This window comes from Vibrio sp. AK197 (assembly GCF_053903115.1).
In genome coordinates this window covers 2,711,853-2,726,981 of record NZ_CP096430.1, presented here as the reverse complement: position 1 = coordinate 2,726,981, position 15,129 = coordinate 2,711,853, and the positions used below count along the sequence as shown (strand labels likewise).

Genomic DNA, 15,129 nt, shown 5'->3' with positions numbered 1-15,129 from the left:
GGCGCGAAGCCGAGTAATACATCATACCAGTTGAAGATAGATGTTAGGAGTCATCATGGAGTATGTTTTTTCTTTATTGTTTCTTGGTAGGCGTGCCAAGTTCCGTAACCGAGTAGCGGCATTGTCACTAACATTCCTATGCCGTAAGTTGCAAAGCCGATCAATAATCCGCCAGCGATCAGTGCTGCCCAAACGATCATTGCCGGGATATTGGATTTAACTGCGTTGAAGCTGGTGAATACGGCGGTCATCATGTCGACTCGGCGTTCCATCATAAGAGGGATAGAAAAAGCGGAGATACTAAAGACAATGGCAGCCAGCACTAGACCGACCAAACTACCAATCACTAAAAATGGTAGAAATTCGGTGAGCGGCGCGCCTTGTACCGAAGGGTAGAGTGCGTGAAGCAGCGCAGCAATGCGCATCCAAAAAATCATCGCGACGGCGAGCAGAACCGCAAACGCCCATTGGGAGGTTGAATTGCGTCCAATAGCTCGCATTGAGTGCATTAGCTTGGCTGAGTGGCCTTTTTCTCGCTCCCAGCTCGCATCGTACAAGCCTAGCGCTAAAAATGGCCCAATCAACATATAAACAACCAAACTGGGCATCACCACTAAGTGAGTGCCTTGCCATTGGATCAGTAGCACAATACCGATGGCTGCTCCCATAAAACACAGGCCATAAAAAGCACTAATCAGTGGCATTCGAATTAAGTCATTGAGGGCAAGGCTAAGCCAGTGAAAGGGCGCGCTAACAGCCAGTGTATTGCAGGGGATGGTACGAGCGTATTCGGAGTCGGGCACCGGTTTGCTCGGCATATTTGATGGGTTAACAGTACGAGGCATAACTCCTCCTGAAACGAACAAAATGGAGAGTCAACGAAAGTTGGTATACAAACCAAGCGTAGACTCGCCAAGGTTGGCTAACGAAAACACGGATTTAACGTTTCTTTAACTATTGTCCGAGATCCCTAAAAATACAATGTGCATCAAGAGAAATTTCCTTTCCTCAACAAAAAAGCCTCGGCTTAAACCGAGGCTTTAAAATGTAACTGATTAAATTTACTTATTTAATTCCAGCGAAGTCACGTAGGATAGCGGCTTTATCCGTTTTCTCCCAAGGGAACTCTTCACGACCAAAGTGGCCGTATGCTGCTGTCTTCTTGTAAATAGGTTGTAACAAGTTAAGCATTTCTTGTAGGCCGTATGGGCGTAGGTCAAAGTGTTGACGAACCGCTTCAACGATGATGTCAGAAGCGACTTTTTCAGTTCCGAACGTTTCCACCATGATAGATGTTGGCTCTGCAACACCAATCGCGTATGAGAGTTGGATTTCACAGCGATCCGCAAGACCTGCCGCAACGATGTTTTTCGCTACGTAACGTGCTGCGTAAGCGGCACTACGGTCAACTTTGGATGGATCTTTACCTGAGAACGCGCCGCCACCATGACGAGCAGCGCCGCCGTAGGTATCAACGATGATTTTACGACCCGTCAAACCACAGTCACCCATTGGACCACCGATAACAAAACGACCCGTTGGGTTGATAAAGAATTTTGTCTCTTTATTTAGCCACTCTGATGGCAGCACTGGCTTGATGATCTCTTCCATGACCGCTTCGCGTAGGTCTGGCGTTGAGATTGAATCAGCGTGTTGGGTAGATAGTACGACTGCATCAATACCGACAATCTTACCTTGGTCGTATTGGAACGTAACCTGAGATTTCGCATCAGGACGAAGCCAAGGCAGTGTACCGTTTTTACGTACTTCTGCTTGCTTTTGAACTAGGCGGTGTGAGTAAGTGATTGGCGCAGGCATCAGCACGTCAGTTTCATTACATGCATAACCAAACATGATGCCTTGGTCGCCCGCACCTTGTTCTTTAGGATCGGTTTTGTCGACGCCTTGGTTGATGTCAGGTGACTGCTTACCAATAGTGTTGAGTACGGCACAAGAGTCCGCATCAAAGCCCATGTCTGAATGAACATAACCGATTTCACGTACGGTTTTACGAGTTAACTCTTCGATGTCAACCCAAGCCGAGGTGGTGATTTCACCGCCGACCATTACCATGCCGGTTTTCACGTATGTTTCACATGCTACACGTGCTTTTGGATCTTGTTCGAGAATGGCATCAAGAACAGCATCAGAAATTTGGTCTGCGATTTTATCTGGATGACCTTCTGAAACAGACTCAGAAGTAAACAGGTGCTTAGCCATGAGAGCTCCACTATTGATTAAGTTGACGATACTCGTCGTTCGACCAATATCGCAATAGACAAATTTGTAGGCGTTTCTACATCTAGACGTCTATTCTAATTTTAAATACTCGAATTACAAGTTATTTTTTTGAACGAGAATAGTTAATCGATTGCATTTAAACCTGATGAAATACCGTTACATCTTAAAGTAGCCTAGTTCAATAGCGTGATTTTGGTGATAAATCCTCGCCAAAAGGTTTGCACGCATATAGGGGCTTTGCGACAATGCTGGCAGTTTTTTCTTACTGTTTTTAAAGACACTCAGGAGCAGACATGTCTTCCAGCAATTCTCTTTCACGTCGTGAGTTAGCGAACGCGATTCGTGCCCTCGCAATGGATGGCGTTCAAAAAGCAAATTCAGGTCACCCAGGTGCCCCGATGGGGATGGCGGATATCGCCGAAGTACTTTGGCGTTCACACCTAAACCACAACCCAGCGAACCCAAACTGGGCAGACCGTGACCGCTTCGTGCTGTCTAACGGTCACGGCTCAATGCTGATCTACTCTCTGCTTCATCTTTCTGGCTACGACTTGCCAATTGAAGATCTAAAGAACTTCCGTCAGCTGCATTCAAAAACACCGGGTCACCCTGAATATGGTTATGCGCCGGGTATTGAAACGACGACCGGTCCACTTGGCCAAGGTATTAGCAATGCGGTTGGTATGGCACTGGCTGAAAAAGCATTAGCCGCGCAGTTTAACAAAGAAGGTCACGATATCGTTGACCACTATACTTACGCGTTCCTTGGCGATGGCTGTTTGATGGAAGGCATTTCTCATGAAGCAAGCTCACTAGCGGGCACGCTTGGCCTTGGCAAATTAATCGCGTTCTGGGATGACAACGGCATTTCTATCGATGGTCACGTTGAAGGCTGGTTCTCTGACGATACAGCAAAACGTTTTGAATCGTACGGCTGGCATGTGATCCCTGCGGTTGATGGTCACGATCCTGAAGCGATTAATGCCGCCATTGAAGCCGCGAAAGCCGAAACGGCTCGCCCAACGCTGATTTGTACTAAAACCATTATCGGTTTTGGCTCACCAAACAAATCGGGCTCACATGACTGTCACGGCGCGCCGCTAGGTGATGACGAAGTGAAAGCAGCACGTGAATTCCTAGGTTGGGAATACGGTCCGTTTGAAATTCCTGCCGATATCTACGCTGAGTGGAATGCAAAAGAAGCCGGCTCTGCTAAAGAATCAGCATGGGATGAAAAATTTGCCGCTTACGCCAAAGCGTACCCAGAGTTAGCCGCAGAATTTAAACGTCGTGTCGATGGTGACCTACCCGCTGAGTGGGAAGCGAAAGCGTCGAAAATCATTGCCGACCTGCAAGCAAACCCAGCTAATATCGCATCACGTAAAGCATCACAAAATGCACTAGAAGCATTTGGTGCGCTACTCCCTGAATTTATGGGCGGCTCGGCGGACCTTGCGCCATCGAACCTTACTATCTGGTCAGGCTCTCAATCCATTACTGCGGATGACGCATCAGGTAACTACATTCACTACGGTGTGCGTGAGTTTGGTATGACGGCCATCATCAACGGTATCGCATTGCACGGCGGTTTTATTCCTTACGGTGCGACCTTCCTGATGTTTATGGAATACGCGCGTAATGCAATGCGTATGGCGGCACTGATGAAAGTGCAAAACATCCAAGTGTATACGCACGACTCGATTGGCCTTGGTGAAGATGGCCCAACTCACCAACCGGTTGAACAAATTGCCACACTGCGTCTAACGCCAAACATGAGCACATGGCGTCCATGTGACCAAGTGGAATCCGCAGTGGCTTGGAAACTGGCTATTGAACGTAAAGATGCGCCAACCGCGCTGATTTTCTCGCGCCAAAACCTTGCTCAGCAAGATCGTAATGAGCAGCAATTGGCTGATATCGCCAAGGGTGGTTACATCCTGAAAGATTGCGAAGGCAAACCTGAACTTATTTTGATCGCGACTGGCTCAGAAGTTGAGATTGCAGTTAATGCTGCGGCAGAGCTTAGCGCTTCAGGTAAACAAGTTCGTGTGGTATCCATGCCATCCACTGATGCGTTTGATAAGCAAGATGCGGCGTACCGTGAAGCGGTATTGCCATCAGATGTAACGGCTCGTGTTGCGGTGGAAGCTGGTATTGCCGATTACTGGTACAAGTACGTGGGTCTTAACGGCCGCGTTGTGGGCATGACAACCTTTGGTGAGTCTGCGCCAGCTGGTGAGCTATTCAAACTGTTTGGCTTTACGACTGAGAATGTGGTTAACGTGGCAAAAGAGGTACTGGCGTAACCATTATTAAACCCGTGTTTATGTTAAAAAAGAGGGCATTAGGTCCTCTTTTTTTATATGTATCCAAAGGTAAGTTTTTCTTCGCTGAATGTAGGATTTACATTTTTGCGATTATTTTCATTGTTTTCAAAATGTCAACTTTATGAATTTATTGAACTTTTTAAGTTGGCACGGGTTTGGCAATACTAAAAGTGTCTATACACAAATTTATGCTCAACTCATTAAGGAGTACCCATGAAAACGACAATGAAAACAGCACTGATGACACTACTATTTTCAGCTTTCACTTTAGGTCTTACTGCATGTACCGATGATGGCCCTGCTGAAAATGCAGGTGAGCAAGTGGATCAAACTATGTCTGAAGCGAGCGATCAAATTGATGACACTATGACAGATGCAGGTAACGCGATTGAAGATACTTGTGAAGATGTCAAAGAAGGTGTTGATGCACAAGATACTGACTGCTAATAAAAAGTGAGTGGCCTGTTGTCGGTTACTGACTTACCGATAAGCAAACTACACTTCTAGTATCGGGCCTCCGCAGTGTCGGAGGCTTTTTAATACAAACAACAAAATCGGTATCAATAGTGAGGAGCATCATGAAAGTAGCCAATTATTATTTTAATGGGTGTATTGCCACTGTGGTGTTAGCAGTGCTTAGCCCATGGTGGTGGTTAACTTTTCTGCTGGCATGGACGGCATTGGCGCTCGGTTTGGTGGCGTACGCTTATCAAAAAAATAACGGCATGATTTTTCGTAAGCGCAAAGGGGGACATATTCCTACCTTTATGCGAGTGGTGTTCTTCCCGTTTATGCTTGGCGTGCAAATTTATAATCACATTGTTCAAAAGCGCTCAGGCTCTCCGGTGATTCAAGAGATTGAACCCGGTTTATATTTAGCATCGCGTCTTACGCCTATGGATGTGGATTTACTCAAGAAAAACAAAATCGAAGCGATTTTAGATGCAACGGCTGAATTTGATAGCTTCAAAATTTCACTACTGGGCGAAGAAATCGAGTATTTGAATGTGCCCATTCTTGATCATGCCTACCCAGATTTTGATACCTTAATGCAAGCCATTCGCTGGATTGACAGCCAGCGCCGGAATCAACGTAATGTGGTGGTGCATTGCGCATTAGGTCGTGGACGCTCGGTGTTAGTGATGGCCGCTTACTTGCTGGCAGAATCACCGCATAAAGACTTGCAGCAAGTCATGAAACAAATCCAATCCATTCGCCGCTATGCACGGCTCAACCGCTGGCAAGAGAAAGCGTTGAGTGATTACTTAAAAAAAGACAATTTTGGTTTTGCCAAACCCAATGCGTGGATCATCGCCAACCCGGTTTCTGGCGGGGGAAAATGGCCTGAAAACAAAGCGCACATTGTTGAAGAACTCTCACCTTATTATCGTCTAACCATTAAAGAAACAACAGAAAGCGTCACGGCGAGTCAGTTGGCTGAGCAGGCGGTGCAAGATAAACCCAAACTGATTATCGCTGGTGGGGGCGATGGCACGATTAACCAAGTGGCGACACAGATAGTCGGTAGCGAAATTGAGCTCGGGATATTGCCGCTAGGTACTGCGAATTCACTGTGTCACGCTTTGTGGGGAGTGAAGTCCAAACTCGTTCCTATTCAAACCGCCTGTGACGTCTTAACGCAAGGTAAAGCCATTCATATGGATACCGCGACCTGTAATGGCGAGTTAGCGTTAATGGTCATTGCCGTCGGTTTTGAACAGCAGATGATTGAGTATGCCAACCGTGAAGAAAAGAACCAGCAAGGGCAAGGGGCCTATTTAAAAGGCTTTTTTAATGCCGTGACTGAAAATCAAGCGCTCGAGCTTAAGGTCACGTTTGACCAACAGCCACAAGAGACATTAAAAACGGGCAGTATAGTGATTGCGAATGCCGCGCCTTTTAGCACGATTCTCGCTCAAGGTAAGGGCGTACCTGATGTGCAAGATGGCAAATTGGATGTGACATGGCTACCGAGTTCAGAAAACGTCAGCGATAATGTTTGGTCCTTGACTGAACTGATTTTCAACAGTGTAGTTCAAACCAACATTGATGATGCGGTGCAGCACCGTCATGTCTCGAAGATAGTGATTGAATCTCAACAGGGGCTGAAGTACGCCATTGATGGGGAGCTTTTTGAGGCGCAGGGGATTGAAATTGAAGCCGCTCCTCGTTCACTCTGGGTGCTAACGCCCGAAAAAGCAGGGCGCAGCACTGATGATGTAGAGACCGATTAGTCTTTGGCTTGGTAGCGTTCTAACTTGTTGTACAAGGTTTTGACGCTGATACCTAAATCAGAAGCGGTATCCGTCTTGTTTCCTTGGTTTTCTGCGAGTGTGTTCATAATTGCAGCACGCTCGATTTCTTCCAATGCGACACCCGCTGGAATGCTCTCTTCGACACTTGAAGGTGACTGCAGTGGTGGGGCATCGAACACTAAATGTTGCTGTTCAATTTGGTCATCAGCAAGAATATAAGCCCGCTCTACACTGTGTTTCAATTCGCGAACATTGCCAGGCCATGAATGTTGAGCGATCGCTTCAAGCGCAGCTGGAGAAATTGAAATATTCTGTTTTTCTTCCGTATTCCGATGCGCAAGAAAATGCAGAGCAAGACCGGTGATGTCTTCCTTACGTTCACGCAGAGGGGGCACGTGTATCGGGAATTGCGATAAGCGGAAATACAAGTCTTCTCGAAAACGTTCATTTTCAATCGCTTTCTGTGGATCGCGGTTGGTCGCTGCCACAATACGCACATCGGCTTTGAGTGTTTGCTGGCTACCAACGGGTCGATATTCTCCGGTTTCAAGCACACGCAGAAGTTTAACTTGATGCTCTATTGGCATTTCAGTCACTTCATCAAGGAAGAGGGTGCCGCCTTCGGCTTGCTTAAATACCCCAGCATGGTTGCGGTGGGCGCCGGTAAATGCCCCTTTCTCATGACCAAACAGCTCACTATCGACCAACTCTGGGCTGATGGCGCCACAGTTTATCGCAATGAAAGGCTTATGATTGCGTTCGCTAGCAAGGTGAATTGTATTAGCGACCAGCTCTTTACCTGAGCCACTCTCACCAATAATTAAAACATTCGATTCTGTGCGTGCAACGCGGCGTAGAGTTCGATAGAGCTGATGCATAACACGTGATGAACCCACTAATAGACCAAATTGATCCAAGTTACTGCTATTTACGCCTTGTCGTTTTGCTTGGCTATGAAAGAAATACCCAGCAATGTCTTCTAGCGTGTCATTCACCGATTCAAAATCAACGGGTGTACGAAAATGAAAGACACTGCCACCCAGCATCAATTGATCCAATTTCGGATTCGGTTTCCCTTCACTAAATAAGATCACGTCTTGATGAGAGAACAAATCGCCTGCCGCTAATAAATCCAGCTCTTGGTCACTAAGAGCGGTGATATCAATGATAGCGGCGTCAGCCTTGGATTCTTGCCATTGATCTAACCAATGGCTTCCACCATCGGCGTTGACCACTGAAAACTCAGACAATGCTTTGCATTGTGCTAGTGGTGCGCAAAATTCTTGACTAACAAGATGGACGAACAATACAGGCAAGCTCATTTGCTTTCCTCAGCATATAAGGGGGGATCGATAATGTACGTAAATACTTCCGAGTCAACAAGTAAGGTTTACCGTTTTTTACCTGACTTTAACCGAATTGATACTTAAGAACTACTTTAGACAGCCTTCTAACCTCTAAAACGACGTTCGACATTTCTGGTATGAAGTTTGAAAGGGATTATTTAGGTTTATTCATACACGGGAGGAGATTGTGAATAATCAAGCCCGACAGCAGATAGATGTCAACTCGAAAGACGAGCACTTGATACGCCTGATGATTGCTTGGTTAGATAAAAGTTATATGAGTGCGAGATTCCTATCACATCGCATAGAAAACAGTAGTTTATATCGATCATTGATGAGGATTACGCTGCTTAAACGCCAAGCAACGCAAGATCTACGACAAGCGATCGATACGCCTTTTCCACTGTTTATGAACCCGAAACCACCGCAGGATGATCAAGACATGACCTTGATGATGAACATGGTTGTTTCGGATAAGCATCTGATAGATAAAGGCAAAACGATTGTTAAAAACTTAGAATCTAACCAATTGGCGCACAAGGTATCCTATTGGATTGCAGCACTTCAGATGGAGATAGAGGCGACCCATTTAACGCTAAAGCGATTAAGGTAGGTTGAGAAATAAGGTAACAAACACATCACTCAGTGTTGAAGAAGTTACCGATAAACACGAAATTATTTCACAGCCTAGGAATTGAAAAATAAAAAGGATTTTTATAAGGTTTTGAATTTTATGGAAAAATAAACTTGGCATAAGTTTGGCAACAGTGTAACTGCGACTTAAATAAGCATTCCAAATAATGGAGGAAACGATATGAAGACCAAGATTTCAACGTTAACTCGAACAGTAATCCTTGCCTGTGGTGTGACTGCATTTAGTGCAATGGCCGCGCCGAATGATTGGAGCGATGAAGCGCACGATGGCTGGATCGATGGGAAAGCTGAAGCCACACTCTTGTTTAACAGTGAACTGAATAACTTCGATATCAATACCGATGTAAAAGATGGCGTCATTTACCTAACCGGTAAAGTCGACTCTGATATCGAAAAACGTCTAGCGAGCGAATTGGTTCGTAACATCGATGGCGTTAAAGAGGTCGAAAACGACCTAACGGTGATGAACGAAGATGAGCAAGACTCCGATTTTAGCCAAGACGTCGTGGATGCAAAAATCGCGACCGTTGTGAAGTCTTCGCTACTGCTGGATCCTGATGTAAACGGTACTGATATCGATGTTGATGTTGACCAAGGTAATGTCACGCTTGATGGTCATGTGACGTCAGAAGAGATGGAACAACTTGCTGTCATGCTGGCGAAAAATACCGATGACGTAAAAGACGTCGATAACCAGCTTGAGATTGTTACCCAGTAATTAATGACTCTTGCTGAGTATTAAAAAGGGCCCATTTGGGCCCTTTTATTTTGTCCGTTTCTCAGCCATTGTTCACTGCCGATTAACACTCGATTTGCGATACCGGCCGTCGCCAACTGTCAGGAATTCTCTCCTCGATCAAATCAAGTAGCGCAAGTAATCGGCGTGGTGGACGTCCAATTGGCGTATAGCAGTTGATCTCCACTGGCCCAGTTTCCCAACCCGACAAACATTCAACAATTCGCCCTGGGTGGTAAGAGGAATAACCCTGCGCCATTGTTTTTGGCAGTAACCCAATGCCATTACCGTTGGCGATCGCATCAATTTGCAGCGCTAAGTTGTCACATTGTAAACGGCTTTCCATCGGCTCAAGAAAGTATACGCCATGCTCTGAGTGAGTCATCACTAACCCCGCTTCACGCACTGAACCAAAGTCAATCCAAGCATGATGATGCAGCTCACTTGGGTGTGAAAAATGACCATGTTTTTCAAGATAATCTGGTGCGGCATAAGTGGCGTAGTGCCAATGACCTAATGTTTGTTTTCGCCATTCAATATCAGGGACTTGACCAATCCAAAAGATCAAATCAGGTCCATGACAATCCGCGATGTATTCACTGCTTAAGCGAATACGTACTTTGGGGTTGTCTGTCAAAAATTGATTGAGAGCCTGACTTATCCAACCACGCATTAATGCTGGATGACAAATGATCTGCAGTTCACCAGAGACTTGGTTATTCAAGCCTTGAATCGCATCCTGGCTTTCATCGGCCAGCTCTAGCATTTTTTTGCTATAGCGTGCAAAGACTTGTCCCGCTTTGGTAATAACCAAACGGTTACCTTGGCGAATGGTTAAGGCTTGACCAACATCCGCTTCAAGCTGAGCTAGGCGGCGGCTGACGGTAGATTTCGGTTGATTTAACGCTTTTGCTGCTGCTGTCAGGCTTTTGTGTTCATTGAGCGCATCAAAGGCTCTTATTGAGGTTAAATCATGCATGACAAAATCCTGTTGAACGAGAGTTGGGTTCCATTTTTGGGAAGAGGCATTCCAGTTATCTAACTATTCATTCAATCACGAATGTGAATAATCATCAATATTCAAATGATAATTATTATCAGTTTAGGAGCGAATTATGACTATCTCGAAATGTCGGTATTTGAGTGCAGTAAGTGGTGCTGTACTGCTGACCACGCCTTACGCGTATGCCGATACAGACTCTTCCAACACGACTGAGACCGTGGTTGTTACGGCTGCCGGTTATGAACAGAATATTGCTCGCGCTCCCGCGACCATCTCAGTGATTACTGCTGAAGACATCGAAAAGAAATCCTATACCGATATCACTGATGTGTTAAAAAATATTTCAGGGGTCCAAGTTTCGGGTGGTGGTGTAGAACAGGCGATCATGATTCGCGGCATGTCATCAAGCTACACTCTGTTTCTGATTGATGGACGCCCAGTTCAGGGAAATGATGCTTTTGGTCTGAATGGGGCTCAGGCCGGTACGCCAATTAACTTTTTACCTCCAGTTTCTGAAATTGAGCGTATCGAAGTGATCCGTGGTCCAGCTTCTGCTTTATATGGCTCGGATGCCATGGGTGGGGTTATCAATGTGATCACCAAGAAAGTTGGCAACGAGTGGAGCGGTAGTATTACGACTGAATACACCATGGCTGACAGTTCAAATAAGGTGAATGAAGACTCGGCACAAACCAGCATTGCTCTGAATGCGCCGCTCATTGACGATACGCTTTCGCTGCAATTTAGTGGCTCTTATCTTAACCAGGACGAAAGCCACTTTATTGGTAGCGATGATAGCGAAGCATCCGATCCTGAATATAAGCGCCGTAATTTTAGTACCAAGGTGAATTGGGTTATTAACGACAACAATAATCTCACTATGGGGTACAGTCGTTATGAACAGGAACGTACTCATACACCGGGCGTCAGTATTTCTGAAACCGTGACTAATCGTGACGGCAGTATCAGCGATGCGGAAATCAGCTATAGCAAATCCATACGTGATACTTACTTTATTGAGCACGAAGCACACTACGAGGGCATGCGTCTCAAAACTTTTATTAATTACGATGATTCTGAGAACCCATCGCGCGTCAATGATAATACCGGCAACGGAATTGATTTCGATGTACTGACCGTCAACTCATCAGCTAACTGGTTCTGGGATAGCAACACTTTGACTGTCGGCGCGACATATAAAAATGAGAACCTTGAAGATGGTGCGACGAACGGGCTGTCAGAACCGGTTGTTGCCGATGCCGATGCCATCAACAAAATGGAACGCTATCAGTATTCGATCTTTGCCGAAAACGAATGGTTACCAATGGAAGATTGGTCAATCGTACTCAGTGGTCGATTTGATGACAACGAAGCCTTTGGTAGTCACTTTAGCCCGAAAGTCTATACCGTTTACGGGATCAGCGATGCTTGGGTACTTAAAGGTGGCGTCACGTCAGGGTACAAAGCGCCAAGCTTACGTCAAAGTGCCACTGATTTTGGTGCAGTATCGCGTGGTGGCGTCATTATTGGTAACCCAGATTTAGAGCCAGAAACCAGTTTGAACTACGAAATTGGTATCGCTTTCGATGATGTTTATGGTTCGGGCGTCTCAGCAACCTTGACCGCTTATTTGACGGAGTTTGAAGATAAAATTAATCGAACCAGCCGTATTTGCGAAGCCAACGTTGAGTGTACTTATGGTGGTACGACATACCCAGCTCATCAGTACGGTTATACCGCCTATGAGAACATTGCCGAAGCTGAGATGTCGGGTATTGAAGCGACGTTGGATTACCAAATCAACCAAGACATTTTGCTGCGTCAATCTTATACCTTTAGCGAAACCGAGCAAAAGAGTGGCGAATATAAAGGCGAGCCTCTAAATGATATCGCCAAGCATATGTACAACGCGTCAATTGAGTGGCAAGCAACGGAACAATTGATGCTGTGGACTCAAGGCAATTACCGCAGTAAAACGACCGGACGTTGGCAGACTGGGCCGAGCGGCCGCTCAAGCAATGGTCTGCAGATTCCAGCTTACACTATGGTTGACCTTGGACTGGTTTATAACCTCAAGAAAGACATTAATTTGAAAGCGGGTGTATATAACGCGTTTAACAAAGAGATTAATCCAGAGGAAGACGAAAACTACCGTTATATCCTTGATGGACGTAAATATAATCTCGCGCTAACGATGCGTTTCTAAACTCGAGAGTGAAGCGAGCAAGGCTCGCTTCACTTATCACTTCTTCGATTTTTTCGAACATCAATAGAGAATTCGCAATGAAAAAATGGTTAGTCGGGCTGGTTTTATTTACTAGCCTGTTCAGTATTGTTCGCCCTGCTTTCGCCTTTCCTGTGACAGTCAATCATGCACAGGGAACCACTGTCATCGAGCGTGCACCGCAGCGTGTTGCCGTGTTTGACCTTGCGACATTAGACACCATGAGTGCCCTTGGCGTCAGGGCGGCAGGCGTACCGGGAACCGTTATGCCGACTTATCTTGATCAGTATGCTGATGATAGCTACGCAAAGATTGGTAGCTTATTTGAACCAGACTACGACGCATTAAAAGGTTTGAACCCAGATTTAATTATCGTCGCGGGACGCTCGGCTCGCGCTTATGAGGCATTGAGTCAACTTGCACCAACCTTGGACTTAACGATAGATCCAGCGCATTTTGTTGACGGAGTGGAACACAACTTAGCGTTATTAGGCGATATCTTTAATCAACAGCAAAAAGCACAGCAGTTACAGAGTGAGCTTGATAGCAAGCTTAGCCAGTTGCGTTCTCAAGCGACTGAACAGGGAAGTGGTTTGGTGTTGTTTACGGTCAATGGTCACGTTATGGCGCATGCGCCCGGTGAACGTTTTGGTATGCTGTATGAGTTAACGGGATTGACATCAGTATTAAGTGCCAACCCATCTTCTGGTTCAAAAGGACGCCCGAAGCCGGGCTCTGAAGAAGCCAAAAAACAGCAGGTTGAGCGCCAGAAGCGCTTGAACGCGGGACTTAAGGCTGACCCGAATTGGATGTTTATTTTGGATCGCGGCGCGGCAACTGGCGGTGAAGGGCAAGCGGTTGACACCTTATCCGCGATGGAGAATGTGACAGACACGTCAGCGTGGAAAGATGAGCATGTTTACTATCTCAACCCAAAAGCTTGGTACTTGGCCACTGGCGGCTATCAAAGTGTGTCTAAAACGGTTGATGATTTAGGTACTCGCTTTACCCAGTAATTCCAAACGTCAATTTTGCTCTTATTACGCTTTCGCCCCTTATCTCAATCCAGTAAGGGGCGTTTTTTATTTGTGTATTTTGATAGTGCATGAAATCACAATAAATAAAGGTGAATTTGATGGCATTTGCCGTTACCATCTAGCGCGTCAATGGAAAGGAAGCGAAGTGAGATGCTAAAAGTCGCCATTAATGGATTTGGTCGAATCGGTCGCAACGTATTGCGAGCGGTGTATGAAAGCGGTAAGAACCAGCAAATTAAAGTGGTTGCGGTTAACGAATTAGCGCAACCGGATGCGATGGCTCACCTACTGCAATATGACACCAGTCATGGACGATTTGTCAAAAAGGTCACCAATGACCAAGAGCATCTTTACGTTCATCACGACAACCTTGAAGCCGATAAAATTCGCATTCTACACTTGGCGGAAATCGAACTCTTACCTTGGCGGGATTTAGATGTGGATATCGTCCTCGACTGCACAGGCGTATTTGGCAGCCAAGCGGATGGTTTACAGCACATTCAAGCTGGTGCTAAAAAGGTGTTGTTTTCTCATCCCGGTGCCAACGACGTCGACAATACCATTATTTATGGCGTGAACCACCAAACCCTCACCAATGAGCATCGTGTGGTTTCAAACGGCTCCTGCACGACCAACTGTATCGTGCCAATCATTAAAGTGCTGGATGAAGCGTTTGGGATTGACTCTGGCACAATCACCACGATTCATTCGTCAATGAATGACCAGCAAGTGATTGATGCTTACCATTCAGATTTACGCCGTACTCGCGCGGCCAGCCAATCGATCATTCCGGTTGATACTAAGTTGCACAAGGGGATTGAACGGATATTTCCGAAATTTTCCAACAAGTTTGAAGCGATTTCAGTGCGCGTTCCCACAGTAAATGTCACGGCCATGGATTTAAGTGTCACAATTAATACAAATGTGAAAGTTAATGACGTAAATCAAACCATAGTCAAGGCGTCTCAGTGTACATTACACAACATTGTTGACTATACTGAAGCACCTCTGGTTTCCATTGATTTTAACCATGATCCCCATAGTGCGATTGTTGATGGAACACAGACCAGAGTAAGCGACGGACGGCTGGTGAAGATGCTGGTCTGGTGTGATAACGAATGGGGCTTTGCGAATCGTATGTTGGATACTGCGCTCGCAATGCAGGCGTCCTAATGCCACTAGGCGCCAAGGAGAAATATTTATTTCCATGCTTGAAATAAATATGTTAAATCTCCATATCAGAAATAATTTGAAGATTCTCAGGTTCGGCAGGGTTGCCGGGCTTACTAAAAACTTTATTTAATTG

Annotated in this window: 12 protein-coding genes; 8 read left to right on the top strand and 4 right to left on the bottom strand. The window is 45.8% G+C overall.

Features of this window, described 5'->3' with window-relative positions:
* Nucleotides 1-53: 53 nt before the first annotated feature.
* Nucleotides 54-845 carry a DUF2189 domain-containing protein gene (locus tag M1D72_RS19660; protein ID WP_390197281.1) on the bottom strand — a complete coding sequence of 264 codons (792 nt, stop codon included), beginning with the start codon at nt 843-845 and terminating at the stop codon, nt 54-56.
* A gap of 220 nt (nt 846-1,065) precedes the next feature.
* Entirely contained in the window at nt 1,066-2,220 is a 1,155-nt protein-coding gene (gene metK, locus M1D72_RS19655) for a methionine adenosyltransferase (protein ID WP_390197278.1), read from the bottom strand.
* A 314-nt stretch (nt 2,221-2,534) separates the two neighbouring features.
* Here metK and tkt point away from each other — a divergent pair, with 314 nt between their 5' ends.
* The 3 genes from tkt (at nt 2,535) to M1D72_RS19640 (ending at nt 6,802) form a co-directional block, all read left to right on the top strand.
* Entirely contained in the window at nt 2,535-4,547 is a 2,013-nt protein-coding gene (gene tkt / locus M1D72_RS19650; protein WP_456296269.1) for a transketolase, read from the top strand.
* Between the two features lie 234 nt (nt 4,548-4,781).
* Nucleotides 4,782-5,015, top strand: a complete 234-nt coding sequence (locus M1D72_RS19645; RefSeq protein ID WP_390193882.1) for a hypothetical protein — start codon at nt 4,782-4,784, stop codon at nt 5,013-5,015.
* Nucleotides 5,016-5,146: 131 nt separating this feature from the next.
* A complete protein-coding gene (locus tag M1D72_RS19640; protein ID WP_456296268.1) occupies nt 5,147-6,802 on the top strand; it encodes a diacylglycerol kinase family protein in 1,656 nt (551 codons plus the stop codon).
* Here M1D72_RS19640 and M1D72_RS19635 read toward each other — a convergent pair.
* A complete protein-coding gene (locus M1D72_RS19635; RefSeq protein WP_390193877.1) occupies nt 6,799-8,145 on the bottom strand; it encodes a sigma-54 interaction domain-containing protein in 1,347 nt (448 codons plus the stop codon). The genes M1D72_RS19640 and M1D72_RS19635 overlap by 4 nt on opposite strands.
* A gap of 211 nt (nt 8,146-8,356) precedes the next feature.
* On the opposite strand from M1D72_RS19635, the gene M1D72_RS19630 reads away from it, so the two are divergent.
* Together M1D72_RS19630 and M1D72_RS19625 are read left to right on the top strand one after the other, a co-directional pair.
* Nucleotides 8,357-8,782: a hypothetical protein gene (locus M1D72_RS19630; RefSeq protein WP_456296267.1), complete on the top strand. Its 426-nt coding sequence runs from the start codon at nt 8,357-8,359 to the stop codon at nt 8,780-8,782.
* Nucleotides 8,783-8,983: 201 nt separating this feature from the next.
* A complete protein-coding gene (locus tag M1D72_RS19625) occupies nt 8,984-9,541 on the top strand; it encodes a BON domain-containing protein (RefSeq protein ID WP_456296266.1) in 558 nt (185 codons plus the stop codon).
* 82 nt (nt 9,542-9,623) lie between these two features.
* Here M1D72_RS19625 and M1D72_RS19620 read toward each other — a convergent pair whose 3' ends face one another.
* The gene (locus M1D72_RS19620; RefSeq protein WP_456296265.1) at nt 9,624-10,538 is read right to left on the bottom strand and encodes a LysR family transcriptional regulator; all 915 of its coding nucleotides are present in this window, start codon (nt 10,536-10,538) and stop codon (nt 9,624-9,626) included.
* 136 nt (nt 10,539-10,674) lie between these two features.
* Here M1D72_RS19620 and M1D72_RS19615 point away from each other — a divergent pair, with 136 nt between their 5' ends.
* The 3 genes from M1D72_RS19615 to epd all read left to right on the top strand — a co-directional run bounded on the left by M1D72_RS19615 (nt 10,675) and on the right by epd (nt 14,996).
* Nucleotides 10,675-12,768 (top strand): TonB-dependent receptor domain-containing protein, encoded by a 2,094-nt coding sequence (locus M1D72_RS19615; RefSeq protein ID WP_456296264.1) that lies wholly within the window; start codon nt 10,675-10,677, stop codon nt 12,766-12,768.
* 77 nt (nt 12,769-12,845) lie between these two features.
* Nucleotides 12,846-13,802: a siderophore ABC transporter substrate-binding protein gene (locus M1D72_RS19610; RefSeq protein WP_456296263.1), complete on the top strand. Its 957-nt coding sequence runs from the start codon at nt 12,846-12,848 to the stop codon at nt 13,800-13,802.
* 171 nt (nt 13,803-13,973) lie between these two features.
* Nucleotides 13,974-14,996 carry an erythrose-4-phosphate dehydrogenase gene (gene epd / locus M1D72_RS19605; RefSeq protein WP_456296262.1) on the top strand — a complete coding sequence of 341 codons (1,023 nt, stop codon included), beginning with the start codon at nt 13,974-13,976 and terminating at the stop codon, nt 14,994-14,996.
* Nucleotides 14,997-15,129 lie beyond the last annotated feature (133 nt).

What these genes read in the sequence shown, in the direction of transcription:
- M1D72_RS19635 (WP_390193877.1), bottom strand. Translation starts at nt 8,145, where the DNA reads ATGAGCTTGCCTGTATTGTTCGTCCATCTTGTTAGTCAAGAATTTTGC.
- M1D72_RS19620 (WP_456296265.1), bottom strand. Translation starts at nt 10,538, where the DNA reads ATGCATGATTTAACCTCAATAAGAGCCTTTGATGCGCTCAATGAACAC.
- metK (WP_390197278.1), bottom strand. Translation starts at nt 2,220, where the DNA reads ATGGCTAAGCACCTGTTTACTTCTGAGTCTGTTTCAGAAGGTCATCCA.
- M1D72_RS19645 (WP_390193882.1), top strand. Translation starts at nt 4,782, where the DNA reads ATGAAAACGACAATGAAAACAGCACTGATGACACTACTATTTTCAGCT.
- tkt (WP_456296269.1), top strand. Translation starts at nt 2,535, where the DNA reads ATGTCTTCCAGCAATTCTCTTTCACGTCGTGAGTTAGCGAACGCGATT.
- M1D72_RS19660 (WP_390197281.1), bottom strand. Translation starts at nt 845, where the DNA reads ATGCCTCGTACTGTTAACCCATCAAATATGCCGAGCAAACCGGTGCCC.
- epd (WP_456296262.1), top strand. Translation starts at nt 13,974, where the DNA reads ATGCTAAAAGTCGCCATTAATGGATTTGGTCGAATCGGTCGCAACGTA.
- M1D72_RS19615 (WP_456296264.1), top strand. Translation starts at nt 10,675, where the DNA reads ATGACTATCTCGAAATGTCGGTATTTGAGTGCAGTAAGTGGTGCTGTA.
- M1D72_RS19625 (WP_456296266.1), top strand. Translation starts at nt 8,984, where the DNA reads ATGAAGACCAAGATTTCAACGTTAACTCGAACAGTAATCCTTGCCTGT.
- M1D72_RS19640 (WP_456296268.1), top strand. Translation starts at nt 5,147, where the DNA reads ATGAAAGTAGCCAATTATTATTTTAATGGGTGTATTGCCACTGTGGTG.
- M1D72_RS19610 (WP_456296263.1), top strand. Translation starts at nt 12,846, where the DNA reads ATGAAAAAATGGTTAGTCGGGCTGGTTTTATTTACTAGCCTGTTCAGT.